Source organism: Pedobacter kyungheensis, from assembly GCF_000812965.1.
GTDB classification, from domain to species: domain Bacteria; phylum Bacteroidota; class Bacteroidia; order Sphingobacteriales; family Sphingobacteriaceae; genus Pedobacter; species Pedobacter kyungheensis.
Window position 1 is genome coordinate 40,228 of the sequence record NZ_JSYN01000022.1, and the last position, 22,177, is coordinate 62,404.

At 38.6% G+C, this 22,177-nt stretch carries 19 protein-coding genes; 9 read left to right on the forward strand and 10 right to left on the reverse strand.

Annotated elements, in window-relative coordinates; genetic code table 11:
• Positions 1–89 precede the first annotated feature (89 nt).
• The 7 genes from OC25_RS18025 to surE form a co-directional block, all read right to left on the reverse strand.
• Positions 90–2,534, reverse strand: coding sequence for a glutaminase family protein (locus OC25_RS18025; RefSeq protein ID WP_039478925.1), 2,445 nt, complete (start codon positions 2,532–2,534; stop codon positions 90–92).
• A gap of 334 nt (positions 2,535–2,868) precedes the next feature.
• Positions 2,869–4,512: a RagB/SusD family nutrient uptake outer membrane protein gene (locus OC25_RS18030; protein ID WP_039478927.1), complete on the reverse strand. Its 1,644-nt coding sequence runs from the start codon at positions 4,510–4,512 to the stop codon at positions 2,869–2,871.
• An 11-nt stretch (positions 4,513–4,523) separates the two neighbouring features.
• Entirely contained in the window at positions 4,524–7,547 is a 3,024-nt protein-coding gene (locus tag OC25_RS18035; protein WP_245222052.1) for a SusC/RagA family TonB-linked outer membrane protein, read from the reverse strand.
• 332 nt (positions 7,548–7,879) lie between these two features.
• Entirely contained in the window at positions 7,880–8,884 is a 1,005-nt protein-coding gene (locus tag OC25_RS18040) for a LacI family DNA-binding transcriptional regulator (RefSeq protein ID WP_039478930.1), read from the reverse strand.
• 315 nt (positions 8,885–9,199) lie between these two features.
• Positions 9,200–10,303, reverse strand: a complete 1,104-nt coding sequence (gene lpxB, locus OC25_RS18045) for a lipid-A-disaccharide synthase (protein WP_039478931.1) — start codon at positions 10,301–10,303, stop codon at positions 9,200–9,202.
• A gap of 80 nt (positions 10,304–10,383) precedes the next feature.
• On the reverse strand, positions 10,384–10,656 hold the full coding sequence (locus tag OC25_RS18050; RefSeq protein ID WP_039478932.1) for a hypothetical protein: 273 nt from the start codon (positions 10,654–10,656) through the stop codon (positions 10,384–10,386).
• 15 nt (positions 10,657–10,671) lie between these two features.
• On the reverse strand, positions 10,672–11,520 hold the full coding sequence (surE, locus tag OC25_RS18055; RefSeq protein WP_039478985.1) for a 5'/3'-nucleotidase SurE: 849 nt from the start codon (positions 11,518–11,520) through the stop codon (positions 10,672–10,674).
• A 222-nt stretch (positions 11,521–11,742) separates the two neighbouring features.
• On the opposite strand from surE, the gene OC25_RS18060 reads away from it, so the two are divergent.
• Entirely contained in the window at positions 11,743–14,676 is a 2,934-nt protein-coding gene (locus tag OC25_RS18060) for a M16 family metallopeptidase (RefSeq protein WP_039478933.1), read from the forward strand.
• Positions 14,677–15,151: 475 nt separating this feature from the next.
• On the opposite strand, the gene OC25_RS18065 is transcribed toward OC25_RS18060, so the two are convergent.
• The 3 genes from OC25_RS18065 to acs form a co-directional block, all read right to left on the reverse strand.
• Complete coding sequence (locus OC25_RS18065) at positions 15,152–16,156, reverse strand: LLM class flavin-dependent oxidoreductase (protein WP_039478934.1); 1,005 nt, start codon at positions 16,154–16,156, stop codon at positions 15,152–15,154.
• 152 nt (positions 16,157–16,308) lie between these two features.
• Complete coding sequence (locus OC25_RS18070) at positions 16,309–16,494, reverse strand: CsbD family protein (RefSeq protein ID WP_025145117.1); 186 nt, start codon at positions 16,492–16,494, stop codon at positions 16,309–16,311.
• Positions 16,495–16,649: 155 nt separating this feature from the next.
• Entirely contained in the window at positions 16,650–18,560 is a 1,911-nt protein-coding gene (acs, locus tag OC25_RS18075; protein ID WP_280740793.1) for an acetate--CoA ligase, read from the reverse strand.
• A gap of 108 nt (positions 18,561–18,668) precedes the next feature.
• On the opposite strand from acs, the gene OC25_RS18080 reads away from it, so the two are divergent.
• The 8 genes from OC25_RS18080 to OC25_RS18110 all read left to right on the forward strand — a co-directional run bounded on the left by OC25_RS18080 (position 18,669) and on the right by OC25_RS18110 (position 22,126).
• Entirely contained in the window at positions 18,669–19,166 is a 498-nt protein-coding gene (locus tag OC25_RS18080) for a hypothetical protein (protein WP_039478941.1), read from the forward strand.
• A 91-nt stretch (positions 19,167–19,257) separates the two neighbouring features.
• Positions 19,258–19,491, forward strand: coding sequence for a 50S ribosomal protein L28 (gene rpmB / locus OC25_RS18085; RefSeq protein ID WP_010599806.1), 234 nt, complete (start codon positions 19,258–19,260; stop codon positions 19,489–19,491).
• A 44-nt stretch (positions 19,492–19,535) separates the two neighbouring features.
• Positions 19,536–19,718 carry a 50S ribosomal protein L33 gene (gene rpmG, locus OC25_RS18090; RefSeq protein WP_010599807.1) on the forward strand — a complete coding sequence of 61 codons (183 nt, stop codon included), beginning with the start codon at positions 19,536–19,538 and terminating at the stop codon, positions 19,716–19,718.
• Positions 19,719–19,817: 99 nt separating this feature from the next.
• Positions 19,818–19,973, forward strand: coding sequence for a DUF4295 domain-containing protein (locus OC25_RS27385; protein WP_010599808.1), 156 nt, complete (start codon positions 19,818–19,820; stop codon positions 19,971–19,973).
• Between the two features lie 118 nt (positions 19,974–20,091).
• A complete protein-coding gene (locus OC25_RS18095; protein ID WP_039478943.1) occupies positions 20,092–20,319 on the forward strand; it encodes a hypothetical protein in 228 nt (75 codons plus the stop codon).
• Complete coding sequence (locus tag OC25_RS18100) at positions 20,320–20,736, forward strand: type II toxin-antitoxin system VapC family toxin (RefSeq protein ID WP_039478944.1); 417 nt, start codon at positions 20,320–20,322, stop codon at positions 20,734–20,736.
• Positions 20,736–21,698 (forward strand): signal recognition particle-docking protein FtsY, encoded by a 963-nt coding sequence (gene ftsY, locus OC25_RS18105; RefSeq protein ID WP_039478945.1) that lies wholly within the window; start codon positions 20,736–20,738, stop codon positions 21,696–21,698. Before OC25_RS18100 ends, ftsY begins: the two co-directional genes overlap by 1 nt.
• Before the next feature lie 53 nt (positions 21,699–21,751).
• Entirely contained in the window at positions 21,752–22,126 is a 375-nt protein-coding gene (locus OC25_RS18110) for a GxxExxY protein (RefSeq protein ID WP_039478946.1), read from the forward strand.
• Positions 22,127–22,177: the final 51 nt, after the last annotated feature.

Consider the following 22,177-nt stretch of genomic DNA (forward strand, 5'->3'; position numbering starts at 1 on the left):
TGTGTTTATTTTTTGCGCTTTTTTAGCTGTATAAAAAAAACCAGCATTACTTACAGCTTACACTGCAGGCTATGCTGGTTTAAAAAGTTTTATTTAATTTCCCATTTATCGGCTAACATCTTAATGAAATAGCCCCCAACTACACTCCTGGCCTGAAAGCCGGTCATTTTGCCATTGGTAGTTTCGTGCCAGTCGCTTAGCGGCACTTTACTTTGGGTTTCGGTTGCATAACGATATACCGGGCTAATAAATTTCCCGAAATCGGCATCATTATCTGCGAGGGTGGCTGTCCACATGATCCAATCCGATTTGGTATAGGTTCTGCGGCTATCTAACGGTAAGCCAAAATCTTTTTGTTTGGTTAAGTAGAAATTGATTTCCTTTTTATAAACCTCTTTTGGAAAGAGATCAAGTTTTAAGAGTTTATCCCAAACCAGGTTGTATTTCTGGCTCCAGGTATTTTTATCGTTAAAGGTTAAGGCATAATGGTCGCCATCATCTGCCATTTTCATCCAGTTCTGTGCCATTTGTAAAGCCGCAGTCCGGTATTTAGTGGCAACATCTGTTTTACCCAATTCCTGGGCCATTTGCGCATAAGCACCCAATGCTACGATTGCTTTTACCGATAAGTTTGCATTGCGGGCCAAATGACCGGCAAAATCATCGGTACAAAGCTGGTTTGCCGGATCAAATCCTTCTCTTAATAAGTAGTTTGCCCATACCGACATTACTTCCCAATGCTTTTCGGCATATTTGGCATTGCCCTCTGCTTTGGTGATGGCAGCAGTTAAAATAATCATGTTACCTGCTTCTTCTACCGGCATATCTTCACCGTAGGTTTGTCCGTTAGCCAATGGATAAGTGCCCAAATCGTGAGCAGCGAAAGGTTTTTTCCACTTGCCACTTTCCGAATAATAGAAAATTCCATTTAGCATACCTTTTAACAACTCGGGGTTATAGACTAAAAATTGTGGTGCTGAAGGATAGGTAACATCAACCGTGTTGATTGAACCATTACTAAAATTCTCTTTGGATAAGAAGAGAATATCGCCATTTGGTGCATAAACAATTTTGTGGGCAGCAATGGCCTGCCTGTAAGCCAGTTTACACATGTCTGCATATTCAACACCTCCAGCCTTTTTAGCATCGGCATATAATTTAGCATCAAATGTTGCACATTCGGCTTTTAATGCAGGGTATTGTGCAGCGGCTTCGGCAAGTTGATCTTCAAAGTGCCCTCCACCAGCTTGTCGCCATACGGGTAATAGTTTTTCGCCAAAGTATTCTATCGATTTCAAATCATCATAACCCAACATCACATATTTCTCTACCACAGCAGAAGAAACTGTGCCAAAAGGAATCACACTGTTCAGGCTTAAGTTTTTGGTATTTAATATCTGGCTTTGCGCTGGGTATTTAGCCGATAGTAAAGCTTTGAGACTTTCGTTTGGCGTGCCGATAAACTGAATAGCTTTAAATTTTGAAGGAACAGCAACGTAGAGATAACCCCAGTCAATGCGCACATCGTCGCCACGTTTTTTCAATACAGGTTGCGCTACAGTTCCTGTTTTTAACAGCGATAAATTGTTGCTGGTGCTTTTCCAGGCCGAAACGGGTTGGGCAGGATTATTTACCGCAATGTTTGATGAAGCACTAAAATAAACATCAACCTGGTGTGTTTTACCATCGGTTGCATTTACGGCATAGCTGATGTAACTAATGGGGCGGGCAGTTAATTTTATATTGCCGGCCAGTAAAGGCGAGGTAAAATCGACCTTTAAATTTACGGGGCCACAACTAAAAGTATATTGTGTACTGGTGGCCTGAATGTTTACCTGGGTTTGTTTGGCTACATCTGTTTTAATCTCTGAGGTTTCTTCTTCAACAATACCTGCATCTAAATGACGACCACCGGCTGTATTTTTAACGTAGATTGCCAATACATTTTTGCCCTTTTGCAACACTCCGTTTTCGATTGGGAGGTAAGCATAATCAGAAACCCAGCCGTTTTTCCTGTAAATAACCTTACCGTTTAAGTAAACAATTACATTATCATCGTGATTAAGCTTTAAATATTTTTTAGTAGCAGAAACACTGTTCAGATCGAAGGTGCGACGGAAATAAAGATCATTCGTGGTCCATTTTGTTTTTGCGCGTTCATCATCGCCAAAAGGTGCCTCAGCTTTTTTCCAGTCAGCATCGTTAAAAGTGTTGCTTTCCCAACCTTCCTGTGGTTTATCGAAGCTGTAGCTTGCCTGATATTTCGATTCATCAGCAGCTGGAAGTATGGTTTTGAATGTTTTACTTTCCTCACCTAAGAAACGGTACAATTTTCCATCAACTTTAATAATCCCCAGTAATGACTGTTCCTTACCGGTCCAGTGTTTGGTAGCAGAATTGGTAAGGCCATCGCCAAAAGACCAAATGCTGAAATAAGCATCGTGCGTAATTAAGGGATAAGCGGGAGCTTTATCTTGTGCTTTAACGATAAAATTAAGCAAAAGACAAAGTGTTAGTAAGGAAAGTTTTCTCATAAATTAATATTTGGTTCATTGTGGTTGATAAAACGTTTTACCAATTTATCTACCAAATATCTTATGCCAGACCTGATTAAGGAGCGAAAGATGGTGTTGGTTTAAAAATGGATTTCGGGTTGTAAAAGCCTAAACAAAGTAAAACGTTTTACTAAATCAATATTAGTGAAAAAAAGTGCAATTTCAACTTCTTTATTTCGTAACATATAGGTTACATAATGTTAATCCGAAAGCAAACTATTTTGGAGATAAATACAATACAAAATATTTAGAAAAAAAGAAGCCGCATCATAATCGATTATGATGCGGCGCTCTCCTATACCTAAACTATTTATTAATTGTAGCCAGGGTTTTGGGTTAAGTTTCCGTTCAAACTACGTTGAACCTGAGGAATTGGATAGAGTGCTTTTGTAGCAACCGTTGGAGTGTGATCCCACCATGTACCGGTAGTAAACTTTCCAAAACGGATTAAGTCATCTCTTCGCATTCCTTCGAAGATAAATTCTCTTCCTCTTTCAGCCAACAACTCATCCATTGTTAAAGATGATGTGGTATAAGCACGCGTAGCAAAATCTGCATCACTAAATGCACGTTTTTTACAATCATTAATTAACTGTACAGCTTCTGCTGTAGCTACTCCCCCATTCTTACGCATAATGGCTTCTGCTTTGGCAAAATAAATCATGGTTAAACGGTAAATGTTCCAGTCACCATTGTTATAATTCGGGTCAATAGCCGGTACACCACCCGGGCCTGCAAACTGGTTGCCCAATTTATATTTGTTAAAACGAACACCAGAATTTTCTTCGCCTTCGCTCATGTTACTCACAGTAGAACCGCTTTTGTTCTTACGGATATTATCTACAAATACCAATTGCGATCCGTTGTATTCTTCTGAAGCCAGAACCGGCTGTGTTGGTGCTACGAATTGAAACATCGGGCCTTCTAAAAGCCAGGTTCTTTTTCTTAAATCGGCATCTTCGTATGTAGTAAAAACACCTGGGATTAACACAATACCATCGTTACCATTTCTACCACCACCATAAATCTGTTGCTGTTTAAAGTGATAGAATTCTCCTGGCCATGATGGCTGGAAGTTAGCGATTGAATAATTGTATGCAATCGAAAATATTGCTTCCTTAGATAAATCGTTGGTAGTTTTAAACTGATCAGTAATGTTTGGATCTAATTGCATTGTGCCATTTTGAGCTCCCCCATCTCCTGCAATCAATTTATTCGCAGCTGCGATACAATCATCCCAACGTGGAGTTCCGGTCCAAACTTCTGCATTTAAATAAAGTTCTACCAACATGGCATACGCACCAGCCTGACTCATACGCCCAAGCATACTGCGCGAAAGTTTAGGCGCTTTATCAATGTTCGATTTAATTTCCGATTCGATAAAATTAAATACTTCCCTGCGCGATTTCGTTTCCGGTTTTACTGGCGTGCCAACCTGTGTAACTACTGGAATGTTACCAAACAAATCCATCAATTTTAAATAATGGAAAGCCCTAAGTAATTTCAATTCAGCAAGAAAGGCATCTTTTTCTGCCTGGGTAATCCCCATTTGGCCGATATCTCTTTTCTCTATATTCCCAATCGGGTCGTTACATAAGCCCATACCCCAAAACATTAAAGACCAGGCGTTGTTTATTCCTGCTTCATCGGTTGTCCAGGTGTGGTAGTGCAATCTTTTCCATTTACCACCATCTTCACCATGGCGGCCTTTTGTTGGCCATGCCAGCTGATCGCCCGAAAGCTCAGCTAAACGCCACCAGCCATCCTGACCAGATGGAGTAACCCATGCGTTAGCGTGTGTGTAAGGTCTTAAAACTGCTGATAAAACCTCAGTTTTATTGTTATAAAAATTATCTGTTAATAATTGATCGTATGCGTTTTCATCCAGCTTGGTACAAGCACTTGTTAGGCTTAGTACGCCTGCCAGCACACCATATATGATTGATTTATTTTTCATTTTTCTACTCTTTAAAATCCAATATTTAATCCAAACAAGAAAGAACGGGTACTTGGATATGCGCCACTGTTATCTACCCCCGGGCCGGTACCGTTATCGGCAATAAAATCAGGATCACTACCTGTGTAACCGGTAATGGTTGCTAAGTTTTGTCCGGTTGCATAAACGCGCATGTTTCTAATTAATTTGGTTTTTAATTTGAAGTTGTAACCAATAGTTACCTCATCCAGCTTAACATAGTTTCCTTTTTCTAAATAGTAATCAGAATACATATAAGTATCGTTGATCTGGCTATATTTATCGAAAGTGCTGGTCAACAAGTTACCAGACCATGTTTTGTTAGCATAAGAAAGTGCATTTCTGTTTAAGATATCATAATCGAATTTACCTCTTAAGAAAACACGTAAATCAAATTGTTTGTACCTGAAATCGTGCATCATTGATGCGTAGTATTTAGGGATCGCATTTCCGATCATCTGAAGGTCGGTAACGTTTTTATCCCTTGAGTTGTTAATCTGCGCATTTGGAACAGCCTGGCCGTTTCTGTTGTAGAATAACCATTTACCATCGGCAGTAAATCCTGCGAATTTTTTACCCCAGAATTCACCTAAAGCACCACCTTCGTAAGTTACAATTGCATCACCAAGGGCACCAGCTCCACCAATTCCACCAAATGTTTTATATAAAATTTTATACTCATCGTTTGAGTAAGAATCTAATTTATTACTCAAAGTACTTGCCGTCACATCAATGTTCCATCTAAAATCTTTGGTATTTACCGCAGCATAACCTAAAGCAAGCTCTATACCTTTAGAAGAAAGCGTACCTACGTTGGTGTAGATTTGATTTTGAACAAAAGGAGGTTGAGGAGAAGTATAGGTATCTAATAAATCTTTGGTGGTACGTTTAAATAAATCGATTGTACCAGTAAGTTTGCTCTTAAACAAAGTAAAATCTAAACCAATGTTAGCTTCTTTTTTAGTCTCCCATCTCAGATTTGGATTTGGGTTTCTGTTAGGTCCATAGGTTTCAAGGTATTGCCCATCCGGATATAAATAACGACCACCGCCACCAAGTGTTACCCTCGATGCATTGTTTGAGAAACCACTGTTACCAGTTTCACCGTAGCCAGCCCTTAACTTTAAGTTATTTACCCATTGGATATTTTTCATGAAGTTTTCCTGAGTGATGTTCCAAGCTCCTGACACTGCCGGGAAATTGCCCCATTTATTATTGTCACCAAAACGTGATGAACCTTCACGTCTTAAAATTGCGGTTAACAAATACTTTCCATCATAGTTATAATTGATCCTACCAAAGAAAGCGATTAAGGTGTTATCATTTTTAGCACTGCTCATTGAAGCTTTACCAACACCTAATGCGGCACCTTGTCCGAGATTATCCTCATGAAAAAGATCATTAATAAAACCACGGTTAGATGCACTTGAGCTCTCTTCCATAAAATAACGGTAGCTATAACCCAGCAAGCCTGTTAAATTATGCTTAGAAGCAATTTTGGTAGTGTACTGCAAAGTTGGCTCTACAGCCCATGCCTGCGATAGGTAATCGCCTTTATAAGCATAACCACCGCCTGGAAAGTCTGTGTTCTCTATTGAGTTTTCACTTGCTTTTAGGCGATATTGTCCATCGTAACGGTTATCGCGGGTTACTGAACCAAAAATTGAAGCTTTTAAACCTTCTACAATGTCTAAATCGGCTTTAACATCTGCAGAACTGGTTTGTTGCTTACGGTAAGAAGTTTCCTGAGCCAAACGGGCGAACTCATTGGTACTGGTCAAATCGAAACGATAGCTTCCATCCGGATTATAGTTAGATAAAGTAGGGTTTTTGGTTTGCTCACTTTCCCAACCGCCACCACCAAGCAAATTGGCTTTGTTAAAGTTGGTTACCAAATTCGCCTGAATTTTTAATCTGTTATCTAAACCGGTTTGGTTAATGTTAAACCTTAAAGTATACTCTTCGCGGCTGTTTTCTTTGGCAATACCCTGCAAATCGCGATAGTTGATACTGGCCCTGTAACTGGTTTTATCAGTACCTCCGCTAAAGTTGAAATTGTGGTTTTGAGTCAGATTATCATGGTTTATCAACTGATCAACGAAATCAGTCTCACTTCCGAAATTCTGTTGTTTAATCTCACCAGAGGCAATTTTTTCTTTGTATTCTGCCGGTGTTAAGAAATCTAACCATTGGTTGTAATATTCCTTTCTGGCATAACCAGAGTAATTGAACTGAGCCGGACCAGCTTTACCTTTTTTAGTGGTAATCAGAATTACCCCCGCATTGGCGCTCGAACCATAGATTGCAGCAGCTGAACCATCTTTTAAAACGTCGATAGATTCGATATCATCTTGCTGCAAAAGATCCGGATTTCCCCCTGGTATACCATCGATTACAAACAAAGGGCTGGTGCTTCCTGTAATTGAAACTACACCACGGAGCTGCACATTAACACCAGAGTTAGGGTTAGAACCACTACGGCTAATGTTTAAACCTGCCACCTTACCCTGGATCAGATCCAATGCATTTCTTGAGCCACTTTGTCTGAAATCTTCAGATCCAACGTGCGCAACGGCCGAAGTTACCTCTTTTTGCAGTTGTGTACCGTAACCAACAGCCACAACAGTTACTTCCTGCAAATTGGTATTTTTAGAGACAGCAAGTTTTACATTAATTACTGAAGATTCTCCAACAGTGATATCCTGTGTTTCGTAACCGATATAGGTAAAGCGAAGTACTTGTCCGGCACTCGCTTCGATTACAAATTTTCCGTTAGCATCGGTAACAGTTGTTTTGCCGGTACTTTGGTTTTTAATTCCCGCTCCCGGTACTGGCAGCCCACTATCGTCAACAACGGTTCCGGTTACATTTTTTTGCGCTTGAATACGCCCGGCGGGCACGTTTCCATTCAAGAACCTCCGTGTACCTTCCCACTCCGGATGCATCGAAAACGCAGGACTGTTTAGCAGCACAATGGCAGCAGACAGCCCCGTAATTTTGAGTAAATTAATTTTCATTAACGGTTTTGTTTTAATTATAATTGATTAGTTATTGTTTTCTGGTTGTTTATCTGCGAGAGCGATAACCAGACAGGGCTAGTGCCCGATATGTATGTTATTGTTGTAATTAAGGTTTGATTGGATAACCACAGAAAATCGCGATGACAAGACTCATACCTGTGCTTGATACAATCCCTTAATAATCAGCAGGGAATTGGTGTAATGCTCATAAAAATTTAATCCGGCAAGGCTAAAACGTTTTAGCGCATCAATATTAAGCATTATAATTATTAATAAAACGTTTTAGTAAGTAAAAAAAATATGACAATCGACAACAGACCGGCTTGCTGTTAGTCTCTGAGTACTAAACGGGCGGGGATAATTACCTCTTCTGCAGGCAGTTTAGCTTTTGAAGAAAGCTGGTTTAAGATCATCTTAATAATGGTTTCAGCTATCTCTTCCAAAGGCTGCTGAATGGCCGAAATGCGTGGGGTATGCAGTTCGAAGGCTTCGTGGTCATCGTAAGCGATAACGGCGAAATCGTCTCCTATTTTTTTGTCGATTTGTTTTAAAGCTTTTAAACCACTAATAGCCAGGTAATTGGTTGCAAACAATACTGCATCTACTGCTTTGTGCTGCAATAATTTCTGAATCTGGGCAATGGTTTCATTTTCTTCCTGGTTGAAATGGATTTTTAAAACGAGGTCTTCATTATATTCAATGCCGCTATCTTCAAGTGCTTTTTTGTAACCTTCCAAACGTTCGGTAATTTGGGCTACATTAATATCGATGGTAACTAAAGCAATGTTCTTTTTACCCTGATCGATAAAATTTTTGATGGATTGATAAGAAGCATTAAAATGATCTGCACCTACATAACTGGTACTGATGTCGGGCAGGTTCCTGTCAAAAAGAATAACAGGATTGCCATCGTTCATGAGCATTTGGATATCTTCTTCAATCCCTTTGATAGGCGAAATGATATAAGCATCGACCTTGCGCGATTTAAACATATTGATCAGCTCTTTCGCCTTATCTACACTGTTTTCGGTGCTCGAATAGATAATTTTATAACCCCTTTTGTATGCTTTATCTTCAATCAGCCTTGCTATACGCGAAAAGAAGGAGTTGGAAATATCTTCGATAATTAAACCAATGATATTAGAATTTCCGGTACGCAGGCTCCGTGCAATCTGATTGGGTTTATAACCACTCTCAGCAATAATTTTCTCTACCTTTTCTATTACCGCCTCGCTAATCGACTTCTCTTTTGCTTTTCCGTTAATGATAAAAGAAACTGTAGTGATAGATACGTTTGCTTTAACGGCGATGTCTTTGATAGAAAGCGATTTCATGTGCTGGGGAGTTCTATTAGGTTAATATTTCAAAACTAAACAAAAATTATAGTTTTTAAATTTTTGGCAACTTAAAAGACGCAATTTAACATTTTTTATGTTAATCGTTTTAGAAAGAAAGAGGAGGGAATAATTATCTTAAATTATTTGAATAATCATCAAATAATGTGAAAAACCAGCTATCATACACCTTATTTATTCCTACTAACGACAAGTTATGTGAGAAAAATCGTCATTCCCGCGAAAGCGGCAATCTTAAAGCTGATATATCGGATCAAGTTGGGAATGACGATCTGCTTAACACAAGTGAATAATTTAATTCAAATACCCCTTAATCAGCTGAGCAGTTTTTGCCGATGCGCCTGGTTTCCCCATAAGCCCCAAAAGCTCGTCATAACCGTTAAGCATTTCGCTTCTACCTGTGCCTTCAATGATCAGATCTAACTCCTGGTTTATCTTTTGTGTATTACAATCTTCCTGAATCAGTTCTGTTACGATCTTTCTATTTACAATGAGGTTAACCAGCGAAATAAATTTAATTTTAATCACCAAACGGCCAATCGCAATAGAAATGGCACCGCCTTTATATACCACCACCTGTGGTACTTTAAATAAAGCAGTTTCTAAAGTGGCTGTTCCCGAAGCTACTATGGCTGCATGTGCCTGATACAAAAGATTATAGGTATTGCTAAAAACCAGAGCAGCTTTTTTATCCCCCATAAACTGCTGATAGTATTCGGCAGTAAAAGTTGGTGCAGCAGCAATTACAAAGGTATAGTCTTTATGATTTTCGACTACACTTAGCATTACCGGCAGTAAGCGTTCTATTTCCTGTTTCCGGCTACCAGGCAATAAGGCTATAATTTTTTGATCTCCCAATTGGTGCTTTTCTCGAAAAGCCGGATCTGGTGTAAACTGTGCAATTTCATCCAGCAAGGGGTTGCCCACATAATCTACCTGCATGCCCCAGGTTTTGTAAAAATCGACCTCAAAAGGTAAAATGCAAAACATGTGATCTACAATCCTTTTGATTTTAAGTACCCGTTTCTGGTTCCAGGCCCAAACTTTTGGCGAAATGTAATAACAAACTTTTATACCATGTGCCTTGGCAAACTCGGCAATTTTGAGGTTAAAACCCGGAAAATCGATCAGGATTAATACATCAGGTTTCCAGGCCAGCAAATCTTCCTTACAGGCCTTCAGGTTTTTAAAAATGGTACGCAGGTTAAAAATAACCTCAGTAAAACCCATAAAAGCCATATCGGCATAATGTTTTACCAGTTCCCCTCCTTCTGCAGCCATTTTATCGCCACCAAAATAGCGGAATACAGCATCACCGTCTTCGGCTTTTAAGGCCTTCATCAGATTTGCGCCATGTAAATCGCCCGATGCTTCTCCGGCTACAAGGTAGTATTTCATAGGTTATATGTAAGATGTGGATGGATAATGGCAGATATAAGGTAACCCCCATTCATCTTACCTATTCCATTTTCCATCATTTAAAAAACTTTATAGGCAAAAAAAGCAAAGGCACATAAAAATGTAGCTGCCAAAATGCCCCGCCCTATATTTTCCCTGTTGTATTTAAAAAAGTACTGCATGGTATAGGCATTTATGGCAATACCACCAATGTAAAGCAAATCGGCTTTTGCCAAAGAAGCCACATGGTGAATGATATACCAGGCCATACTGCAAAGGAAAGCCGGCAACAATAAACCAATGACCAGACCAGCCCAAACCGAGTTGTTTATTTTCTTTAACTGTTCGTTCATGACAGCAAAATAGCCTTAACCTAAATTAATTCCATCAGGTGCCGAAACTTTTATTGCTGTGCCAACCTGTTTAGACGAGCCCTTTCCGGCTGTAAAGTTCCAGGAATTAAGTGTTTGGATTGCATGGTGCGCCGTTAAATCGAATTGCACGGGAACAATAGATACGTAACCGTTTTCTAAAGCCCAAACATCGGTATCTTCTCCTTTATCAAAGTTTTCGAAAACGCCGGTAAGCCAGTAATACGGGCGTTTATAAGGATCGGTTCTTTCTTCAAACTCTTCCATCCATTTGGCATTGGCCTGACGACAAACTTTAACACCCTTCAAATCATCCCCCTTAGGGAAATTAACATTTAACAAAGTGCCCTCGGGCAAGCCGTTCTCAAGTATCTGTTCGCAAATATTTTTGATAAAAGGTTTGGTATGACTAAAATCGGCATCAGCGGCAAAATCATCCAAAGAGAAACCCACAGATGGAATTTTCTCAATAGCACCTTCAACTGCAGCCGACATGGTACCCGAATACAGCACATTAACCGAATTATTTAAACCATGGTTAATTCCGGATACACATAAATCAGGTTTTTTGCCTTTAAAAATTTTATTAACGGCAATTTTAACACAATCAACAGGTGTACCGCTGCATTTATACATTTCAACGCCTTCGTAAAGCTCAACTTTATCAAAACGGATGGGTTTGCCAATGGTAATGGCATGGCCCATGCCACTTTGCGGGCTATCGGGAGCAACTACTACCACATTGCCCAGCTCCTGCATTACTTCCATTAAATTCTTTATACCTGTAGCTGTAATTCCATCATCGTTTACAACTAAAATATTCGGTTTTGTGCCCTGCTTTGTCATGCCGGTAAAAATACAGATTATAAATTCAAGGCACAATAAACTTACTTTATATGCCAAAATCATTTATTCCTGTTTATTTAGTTCTGAAATGAAAAAGTATTTCATAAGCTAGCGGAAAGCATATATATTTGAACAAATAACTTATTAAAAATGAATGCTGTATTTTATCAGATCATAAAAAACTAAAATACAAGCGCATGATCATAAACCAAAACCATTTCAATGAAATTCAAACTATTTACATTGGCTTGTTTTCTGATTACGGGTTCTATTGCAAAAGCACAGACCACCTATCAATGGAAAACAGGAACTTCGGGCGGCTTTACATATAAATATGTAACCAACGACCCAACTAAAACACGTTTTTACACACTAAAAAACGGTTTAACAGTAATTTTATCGCAAAACAACAAAGAGCCAAACATTACCTACAAAATGGCAGTAAGGGCGGGTAGCAATACCGACCCACGCACCAATACCGGTTTGGCGCACTATTTAGAGCATCTTTTGTTTAAAGGAACCGATAAGTTTGGAACATTAAACTATGCTAAAGAAAAACCGCTTTTAGATAAAATCGAATCACTTTACGAAGTTTATAATAAAACTACCGATCCGGAAAAACGTAAAGAAATTTATAAAGAGATTGATAAAACTTCTGGTGAAGCTTCGAACTACTCAATTGCAAACGAGTACGACAAGATGATGAAAGCAATCGGAAGTGGCTCTACAAACGCCCATACCTCGGTTGAAGAAACTGTTTACGAAGAAGATCTTCCATCAAACGCCATCGATAAGTTTTTAGCTGTACAGGCAGAACGTTTCCGTGCACCGGTTTTCCGTATTTTCCACACCGAATTAGAGGCGGTATACGAAGAAAAAAACATTGGTATGGATAACGACGGACGTAAAATGTACGAAAAAATGCTTTATGCCTTGTTTCCTACACACAACTACGGTCAGCAAACTACCATTGGTACCATTGAGCATTTAAAAAATCCTTCATTGGTAGAAATCAGAAAATATTACAACAAATATTATGTGCCGAATAACATGGCCTTAATCATGTCGGGTGATATTAATTATGATGAACTGATTAAAAAAATCGACAAAGATTTTGCCTACATGGTTCCAAAGCCATTTACGCTTTACAATCCAGCTCCCGAAAAACCTTTAACCCAGGTACAAACTGTTGATATTTATGGTCCAAGTGCCGAAAATTTATACGTTGCCTACAGAGGTTTTGCTCAAAACACCCACCAAAGCTTATTGTTAGATTTAATCGGTAGTATTTTATCTAACGGCAAAGCAGGTTTAATGGATATCAACATTAATAAACAACAAAAAATGTTGCGTGCAGGTGCAGGTTATAATTCGATGAAAGATTACGGTGTATTCATTTTATCGGGATCGCCAAAAGCGGGACAAAGTTTAGAAGAAGCACAGAAATTATTGTTAGAACAAGTAGAATTACTTAAAAAAGGCGAGTTTGATGAAAGCCTGATTAAAGCTACTGTGGCCAACATTAAACTGGCTGAACTACAAGGTTTCGATAATAACGACGTACGCGCGGATGCAACTATGAATGCCTTTATCCAAAACCGTGGTACTGAATGGGATAAAACTTTAGCTTCTACTGATGCTATGGCCAAAATTACCAAAAAGGAAATCGTAGATTTTGCCAACAAGTTTTTCGTTAACAACTATGTAGCTGTACTAAAACACAAAGGCGAAGACAAAAGCATTATAAAAGTAGAAAAACCTGCCATTACTGCCGTTAAAACCAATGTAAACGAGGTTTCTCCATTTACTAAAAACATTATTGCTGCTCCTGTAAAACCAATTGCACCTAAGTTTTTAGATTACACCAAAGACCTAAACTTTGGTAAAGCAGGCATTGCCGATGTAATTGCTGTGCAGAATACCGAAAACGGCATTTTCCGCATGAGTTACCGTTTTGATATGGGTTCTTACAATTACAAATTATTGCCTTATGCAGCGCAATACCTTTCATTTTTAAGTACTGATAAATACTCGGCAGAAGATATCAGTAAAGCTTTTTACAACATTGCCTGCAGCTATAACGTTAACGTGGCTACCGATGTAACTACCGTTTCAATAAGTGGCTTACAGGAAAACTTTGAGAAAGCAGTTGCTTTGGTAGAAGATGTTCTGGCTAACTGCAAACCAAACGAAAAAGCACTGGAAGACTTAAAAGGACGTTTATTAAAATCAAGAGAGAATGCAAAACTAAACAAATCATCAATTCTTGGTGGTTTAATGAGTTATGCACAATATGGTGCAGTTAACCCTTTCAATTATGGTTTAAGCAATGACGAGATTAAAAACATGAAATCAGCTGATCTGATTTACATCTTACATAATCTAACCAATTACAAACACACCATTACTTATTACGGTCCTAAAACACTTGCAGCTTTCTCTGCCGATATTGTGAAAGCACATCCTTTGGCTAAAGAATTTACAGATGCTGCCCCAATAAAGAAATTTACCTACACCAAAACCGATTCGAACAAAGTTTACTTTGCAGACTACGATATGGTTCAGGCGGAAATCCGCTGGGTACGCAATGCTGGTTTATATGATCCGGCTAATGCTGCAAAAATTGCTTTATTTAACAACTATTTCGGTGGTGGCATGGGTTCGGTAGTATTCCAAACCATCCGCGAATCTAAAGCGTTGGCTTATTCTACTTTCGCGGTATATTCTTCTCCAAACAGCAAGGATAAAGAAAATGCCATTATTGCTTACGTAGGTACACAGGCTGATAAAATGAACGAGGCAGTAGCAGGCATGAACGAGTTATTAACTACTTTACCAGAGTCTGATAAATCTTTCGCGCTTTCTAAAACCAACTCGTTGAATGGTATGGAGACCAGCCGTATTACTAAAGATGGTATCATTTACAGCTACCTTGCAGATAAAAAATTAGGTTTCGATCATGATTCAAGAATCGATGAATACGCTAACCTGAAACCACTTACTTTTGCAGATGTAAAATCGTTCCACCAGAATAACCTTTCGGGTAAACCTTACAGCTATTGTATCGTTGCTTCTGAAAAGAAAATCAACATGGCCGATTTAAATAAATTTGGTCCGGTAACAAAATTAAGCCTGGAGCAGATTTTTGGATACTAGGAAAGACTAAAGCTTAAAGACCAAAGCTAAAAGCTTAGATGCCCTAAGGTGTGTGAGGTGGTGAAAAAAGCTTAAAGCAAAAAGACTAAAGCGAAAAGCTTAGATGCCCTTAGGTGTCTGAGGTGGTGAAAAAAGCTTAAAGCGAAAAGACCAAAGCGAAAAGCTTAGATGCCCTTAGGTGTCTGAGGTGGTGAAAAGGCTCAAAGCAAAAAGACCAAAACTTAAAGCTCAAATGCTCTTAGGTGTCTGAGGTGGTGAAAAAAGCTTAAAGCGAAAAGACCAAAGCGAAAAGCTTAGATGCCCTTAGGTGTCTGAGGTGGTGAAAAGGCTCAAAGCAAAAAGACCAAAGCGAAAAGCTCAGATGCTCTTAGGTGCCTGAGGTGGTGAAAAGGCTCAAAGCAAAAAGCTTGAGCTTAAATTAATAAAAGGAAAGCGTTCCGATCTTGTATCGAAACGCTTTTTGTTTTTAGATCAATTATCCGAAAACGCTGGCAAATAGCTTATTTGAATACAATTTTGCTTCATGATCGTATATATGTGAAGTGCTCATGATTTCGTTCACACCATGTTTAGCAATGAAGTTACTCAACTCAGTTTTAATAGTCTCAGGACTCCCAATAAAAGAATAATACAGCATTTGTTCTACTGCTTCTTTTTCAAGCTGATCCCAATAGCTATCCATATTATCGACAGCAGGTTTCAACAATTCTCTTTTACCGGTAATTACCCCTAAAAACATTCTTTTAACTGAAGTAGCCAGGCGATCAGCCTCGGCATCAGTATCAGCAGCTACCACATTTACGCAGGCCATTACATAGGGTTCCTGTAAAAATTTAGAGGATTTAAAATTATTGCGGTAAATGGCAATGGCCTGCTCAAAGTAAGCGGGCGCAAAATGGCTGGCAAAGGCATAAGGTAAACCTTTTTCTGCTGCCAATCTTGCGCTATCGGTGCTCGATCCTAATACCCAAATCGGAATATCAAGTCCTTCTCCGGGAATGGCGCGCACATTGGCTTTATTGTTTTCGGCCGAGAATAAACGTTGCAGCTTATCAATATCGCCTGGGAAATTATGTACGGCATGCATATTTTCGCCCCTGATGGCCATAGCAGTGATCTGATCGGTACCAGGAGCCCTTCCCAAACCTAAATCGATCCGGTTAGGATAAAGCGAAGCCAGCGTACCAAACTGTTCGGCCACAATTAAAGGTGCGTGGTTGGGTAACATAATGCCACCAGAACCTACACGAATAGATTTGGTACCACCTGCAATAAAGCCAATTAACACAGCAGTGGCTGAACTGGCTACACCAGCCATGTTATGGTGTTCGGCAAACCAGTATCGCCGGTAACCCAAATCTTCTGATTGTTTAGCCAATGCTAAGCTGTCTTTAAAAGTATCGGCGGCGGTATGGCCATCCAAAACAGTAGCCAGATCTAGTACCGAGAAAGGTATATTTTTTAATGAATTAGCATCCATATTTATGGGAAATTATAATACCGGCAAAAGTATTCTTAAAACCTTCAACTACCTTCGGTTAGCCCTACTTATGACCTAAAGGCTACATTAACCGAAAGCAAAAAAAGAAAGCAGCCTGATTTGGACTGCTTTCTTTTTTTGCGTGACTACTATTAAAGGGAATTTATCCACTTTACCAGCTCTTCCCTACCTTTTCCCGTTTTTTGTTGCAGTTTCCCCAACAACTCATCATCTTGTCCCTCCTCATGCTTCAAATCATCATCTGTTAAATCGGCATAAGCCTGTTTAACTTTACCCTTTATTTCATTCCACTTTCCTTTTAATTCTAACTTATCCATGCGTGTATGTTTTTCTAAATGTTAATGTTATATCTAAAAAACAGGTAAAACTTATTATTGTTTTAAAAAACGTAAGGAGATGAATGTATGCAGCATCTAAAAAAAATGCCCCCGGGTTTTCCGGAGGCATGGTATATCTCTTGATTTTACATCAATTATTTTAGCGTTTTGGCCGCTTCGATAATCTCTTCCACAACTGCCGGATCCAGCAAAGTAGAAGTATCACCCAAATTAGTGGTATCGCCTTCAGCTATTTTTCTTAAAATTCTGCGCATAATTTTACCTGAGCGAGTTTTCGGTAAACCAGACACAAACAAAATCTTATCAGGCTTGGCAATGGCACCAATTACACGGGTAACAGTTTGCAGGATATCTTTTTTAGATAAATCGGCTTCTCCATGCATTTCAGGATAAATTACAAAGGCATAAATGCCCTGCCCTTTTACATCATGTGGGTAACCTACAACAGCACTTTCTACTACACCAGCATGCATGTTAATCGCATTTTCTACTTCGGCAGTTCCAATCCGGTGTCCCGAAACGTTTAACACATCATCCACGCGACCGGTAATCCGGTAATAACCATCTGCATCACGCAAACAACCATCTCCGGTGAAATATAAATTTTCGTAAGTAGAAAAATAAGTCTGCTTGCAGCGTTCGTGATCACCGTAAGTGGTGCGCAGCATACCTGGCCAAGGAAATTTAATGCAAAGGTTACCCGTTACATCATTCCCGGTTATTTCATTACCGTTTTCATCAACCAAAATAGGCTGAATACCCGGTAAAGGCAAAGTAGCAAAACTAGGTTTGGTTGGCGTTACGGTAGCAATAGGCGAAATCATAATCCCCCCGGTTTCCGTTTGCCACCAGGTATCTACAATAGGCGCTTTTCCATGACCAATTTTCTCATCAAACCAGTGCCATGCCTCTTCATTAATCGGCTCACCTACTGAGCCCAATACCCTGATTGTGCTTAAATCTTTACCATTCAAAGGCTCATCGCCAAAGCTCATTAACGAACGGATGGCTGTAGGTGCAGTATATAGGGTATTTACCTTATGTTTTTCTACAATATCCCAAAAACGCGATGGGGTCGGGTAAGTTGGTATGCCCTCAAACAACACAGAGGTTGCGCCCTGCGAAAGCGGTCCGTAAACAATGTAAGAGTGACCGGTAATCCAGCCAATATCAGCAGTACAGAAATATACTTCGCCTGGCTGATAATTAAATACGTTGGCAAAAGTATAACCTGCGTAAACCATGTAGCCCCCACAGGTATGTACCACACCTTTAGGTTTACCGGTTGAACCCGAAGTATAAAGAATGAAAAGCATATCCTCTGCATCCATTTCTTCGGCTTCGCAAATATCGTTCACATGTTTAACCTCGTCCTCCCACCATACATCACGGCCTTTCAGCATGGAAACAGGGGTACGGATATGGGTTAAAACGATACACTTTTCTACCGTTGGGCAACCGATCAAAGCATCGTCAATTACATCTTTAAGCGGAATTTGTTTGTTACCACGGTATGAGCCATCGGCAGTAATTACCAGCTTACATTGCGAATCATTGATCCGATCGGCAATAGATTTGGCAGAAAAACCACCAAAAATAACCGAATGTACTGCACCAATACGCGCACAAGCCAATACTGCAATAGCCAGCTCAGGTACCATAGGCATGTAAATGCAAATGCGGTCGCCTTTTTTGGCACCATTGCGTTTTAACACATTGGCAAAGCGGCAAACGCGTTCGTGCAACATTTTATAGGTATAGGTAACGGGTTCTTCTTCCGGGTTATTGGGCTCCCAGATAATGGCAGGTTTATCACCATTGAGTGCAAGATGACGGTCTAAACAATTTTCGGTGATATTAAGCTTAGCGCCTTCAAACCATTTGATATTAGGTTCATTGAAGTTCCAGGACAATACCTTGAACCAGGGTTTACGCCATTGAAAGTTTTGCGCAACCTCACCCCAGAACTGCTCGGGGTTTTCTACGCTTTTCTTATAATCTTCTTCGTATTGCTTAAAAGATGTAATTTGCATTGCTCGTTTTATATTTTGGATTAGTTGCGGCTAATTTAAATAAATAATAACAAGGAGAAATAGTTAAATCGTATCAAAATAAATATCAAACGTTTGATTGGAAATAATTATTTTTGATATATGAAAAATATCGCTTTATCACTTGTTCTATTCTTCATGGTTATGGGAAATAGAACGCTCGCCAGCTCTGAATTTCACCTGCTTGTCAAAACAGACACTACTAAAACCTCAACCTACAAGGTTTTAGGCAAATCTAAAAACATAGAATCAGTTGAAATCCGAAAGAGCAAGAAATCAGGTCAAATCGTTTACATTACTGTAGGTAAAAAGAAACTGACTAGTGTTAACAATAATTCAACTGCTTATGGAGTTGTTGGCAAATCGGAATCAGTAGAAGCAAAAAGTGAAACCGGACCAATTTTTGACAATATTGAAGTTTTGAACGGCGGGTATGATAACATTAAAGTTGACAAAAAATCGACAACACAAAATTTCTATACGCTTACCAATATTAATTTCCCCTTACGCTTACGGCTACATGCTGGTACAGAATATATAGATTTTGAACTAAAGGAAGCCGGAAGATGGGATGTTGATATAAATTATAAAAATAATTAGCTAGGCTCTTGCCTTTTACAATTATTATTCAGATATTTGCACACTCTTAAAAAAATTAAGCGACGATATTTAACAACTATATTTACAAGTCATGTCAAGAGTTTGTGATTTAACAGGAAAAATGGCAATGAAAGGTAATAACGTATCACACTCGAACGTTAAAACCAAACGCAAATTTTATCCTAATTTGAAACTTCAGAAATTTTATATCCCTGAAGAAGACCGTTGGATTACGTTGAAAGTTTCTACTTCAGCGATTAAAACCATCAATAAAGTGGGTATTAGCGAAGCAATCAACCGTTTCGTAAAAAAAGGATTTTTGTAAAAAACATTAACTGTTGAGATTAACAGTTTACAACTAATATTAAAATGGCAAAAAAAGGTAACAGAGTTCAGGTTATTTTAGAATGTACTGAGCACAAAGAAAGTGGCATGCCAGGTATGTCTAGATATATTTCTACCAAAAACCGTAAAAACACTACTGAGCGTTTAGAATTGAAAAAATTCAACCCGGTATTGAGAAAAGTAACCGTACATAAAGAAATTAAATAGGTTAAAGGATAAAAGACCAAAGCTTAAAGACTGAAGCATTTTGTATGTCTTAAATCTAATGTCTGATATCTCAAATCTAATAATTAAAATTATAAGAACATGGCAAAGAAAGTAGTTGCAACCCTTAAAACAGGTACAGGTAAAGAATATTCGAAAGTAATTACAATGGTAAAATCACCTAAAACTGGTGCTTACTCATTCAAAGAGCTTATCGTACACAACGACCACGTAAAAGATGCTATTGCATCTAAATAAGGTTAATATTTTTTAATATTGAAAATATTACAGGCCGTTCCGTTTCAACCGGGAGGGCTTTTTTTGTTATTGAAAATTACCTCAGAAAATAATTGATTATCTTTGAAAAAACATAACCATGGAAGCATATAAGTTTAAAACCAAGGTTTCTGAAGATGGAACCATTTCTGTTCCAGAAGGATTCGATGTAAAAAACAAAGAGGTTGAAGTCATTATTTTAAACGAGACAACCAAAAATACCCCGAAAAAAAATATGAGAGAATTTCTTGATAAATTTTCGGGCATTTTAGAAGGAATTGATCCGGATAAAGCTAAATACGATTATCTTATGGATAAGCATAAGTAAATGAATATTCTATTTGACACCAATATTTTTATAGATGTTAGCCTTAAGAGGGCTCCCTTTTTTAGTGATTCTTTCGAGGCACTGAACAAAGTTGATGGTATCAATGTAAATGGATACATACTAGCTTCAACTTTTACTGATATATACTACATCTGTAAAAAAAATATTGGCCATGACAGAACAATTGATATTCTTACGACCCTTATTGGTACGGTTAATATTTTGGGCATTAACCACGATACGATCATCTTCGCGATCCATTCTAAATTTTCGGATTTTGAAGATGCAGTACAAAATGCAGCAGCAGAACTAAATCAGATTGATCTTATCGTAACAAGAAATGTAAAAGACTTTGTTAGCAGTAAAATAGCCGTACAAACGCCTACCGAATTTTTAAAGAACATAATTAATAACTAATGGGCTTATTTGACTTTTTCAAAAAGAAAGAAACCGCACCTGAAGCTCAGGAAGCACTGGATAAAGGTTTAGAGAAAACAAAAGACGGTTTCTTTAGTAAAATTACCAAAGCTGTTGCCGGTAAATCTGCTGTTGATGATGAAGTACTCGATAACCTCGAAGAAGTGCTGGTTACTTCTGATGTAGGTGTTAGTACCACCTTAAAAATCATTAAACGTATTGAAGACCGCGTTGCACGCGATAAATACCTGAATACTTCCGAGCTGAATTTTATTCTGCGCGATGAGATCCAGTTACTCTTATCAGAAAATAACAGCAACGATTTTCGCCAGTTTGAATATGGCGACCATAAGCCTTATGTAATTATGGTTGTGGGTGTAAATGGTGTTGGTAAAACCACTACTATTGGAAAGCTTGCCCATAAACTTAAAGAATCGGGCTTAAAGGTTGTTTTAGGCGCTGCTGATACTTTCAGGGCTGCCGCAGTTGACCAGATTAAACTCTGGGGAGAACGTGTAGGCGTTCGGGTTGTGGCGCAGGCCATGGGCTCAGATCCTGCTTCTGTAGCTTTTGATACGCTACAATCGGCTGTTGCCAACAATGAAGATGTTGTAATTATCGATACAGCAGGTCGTTTGCACAATAAAATCGGCTTGATGAACGAGCTGGGTAAGATTAAACAGGTAATGCAAAAGGTGGTGCCAGGTGCGCCTCACGAAATTTTACTGGTACTGGATGCCTCAACCGGCCAAAATGCCTTTGAGCAGTGTAAACAATTTACCGAAGCTACCGATGTAAATGCTTTAGCCATTACTAAATTAGACGGAACAGCTAAAGGTGGTGTAGTAATCGGTATTTCCGATCAGTTTAAAATTCCGGTTAAATATATTGGTGTAGGCGAAAAAATAAATGATTTGCAACTCTTCGATAAAAAGGAGTTTGTGAATAGTTTGTTTAAATAAGCGTATGATTCCACAGATTTATATGATTTCACAGATTTTATATAAATTTAAGTATGATCGAATATGAAAAAGATACGCTAACACAAAAGATTATAGGCTGCTGCTATGAAGTTCATAATCAGTTAGGTCCAGGATTTTTAGAGAAAATATATGTGAATGCGCTAAAAATTAAACTCCAGCAAGCAGGTTTAAACTACATTGCAGAAAAGGAATTTAATGTAGTATTTGAGAATATTATCATTGGGAAATTCAGATGCGATCTTTTTGTTGAAGATAAGGTAATTGTAGAATTAAAATCCGTAACAGGGTACCAGCCTAAGTTATTTCAAAGTCAACTTATATCATACTTAAAAGCCAGTAAAATTAAAACAGGATTATTGATTAACTTTGGCAACTCAAGCTGCGAAGTAAAACGACTGTCCGTTTAAATATATCATCGGTACTCACCTAAATCGGTGTAATCATTTTATATCGGTGCT

Coding starts and splice junctions, on each gene's coding strand:
- OC25_RS18025 (WP_039478925.1), bottom strand. CDS start 2,534: ATGAGAAAACTTTCCTTACTAACACTTTGTCTTTTGCTTAATTTTATC.
- OC25_RS18030 (WP_039478927.1), bottom strand. CDS start 4,512: ATGAAAAATAAATCAATCATATATGGTGTGCTGGCAGGCGTACTAAGC.
- OC25_RS18035 (WP_245222052.1), bottom strand. CDS start 7,547: ATGAAAATTAATTTACTCAAAATTACGGGGCTGTCTGCTGCCATTGTG.
- OC25_RS18040 (WP_039478930.1), bottom strand. CDS start 8,884: ATGAAATCGCTTTCTATCAAAGACATCGCCGTTAAAGCAAACGTATCT.
- lpxB (WP_039478931.1), bottom strand. CDS start 10,303: ATGAAATACTACCTTGTAGCCGGAGAAGCATCGGGCGATTTACATGGC.
- OC25_RS18050 (WP_039478932.1), bottom strand. CDS start 10,656: ATGAACGAACAGTTAAAGAAAATAAACAACTCGGTTTGGGCTGGTCTG.
- surE (WP_039478985.1), bottom strand. CDS start 11,520: ATGACAAAGCAGGGCACAAAACCGAATATTTTAGTTGTAAACGATGAT.
- OC25_RS18060 (WP_039478933.1), top strand. CDS start 11,743: ATGAAATTCAAACTATTTACATTGGCTTGTTTTCTGATTACGGGTTCT.
- OC25_RS18065 (WP_039478934.1), bottom strand. CDS start 16,156: ATGGATGCTAATTCATTAAAAAATATACCTTTCTCGGTACTAGATCTG.
- OC25_RS18070 (WP_025145117.1), bottom strand. CDS start 16,494: ATGGATAAGTTAGAATTAAAAGGAAAGTGGAATGAAATAAAGGGTAAA.
- OC25_RS18080 (WP_039478941.1), top strand. CDS start 18,669: ATGAAAAATATCGCTTTATCACTTGTTCTATTCTTCATGGTTATGGGA.
- rpmB (WP_010599806.1), top strand. CDS start 19,258: ATGTCAAGAGTTTGTGATTTAACAGGAAAAATGGCAATGAAAGGTAAT.
- rpmG (WP_010599807.1), top strand. CDS start 19,536: ATGGCAAAAAAAGGTAACAGAGTTCAGGTTATTTTAGAATGTACTGAG.
- OC25_RS27385 (WP_010599808.1), top strand. CDS start 19,818: ATGGCAAAGAAAGTAGTTGCAACCCTTAAAACAGGTACAGGTAAAGAA.
- OC25_RS18095 (WP_039478943.1), top strand. CDS start 20,092: ATGGAAGCATATAAGTTTAAAACCAAGGTTTCTGAAGATGGAACCATT.
- OC25_RS18100 (WP_039478944.1), top strand. CDS start 20,320: ATGAATATTCTATTTGACACCAATATTTTTATAGATGTTAGCCTTAAG.
- ftsY (WP_039478945.1), top strand. CDS start 20,736: ATGGGCTTATTTGACTTTTTCAAAAAGAAAGAAACCGCACCTGAAGCT.
- OC25_RS18110 (WP_039478946.1), top strand. CDS start 21,752: ATGATCGAATATGAAAAAGATACGCTAACACAAAAGATTATAGGCTGC.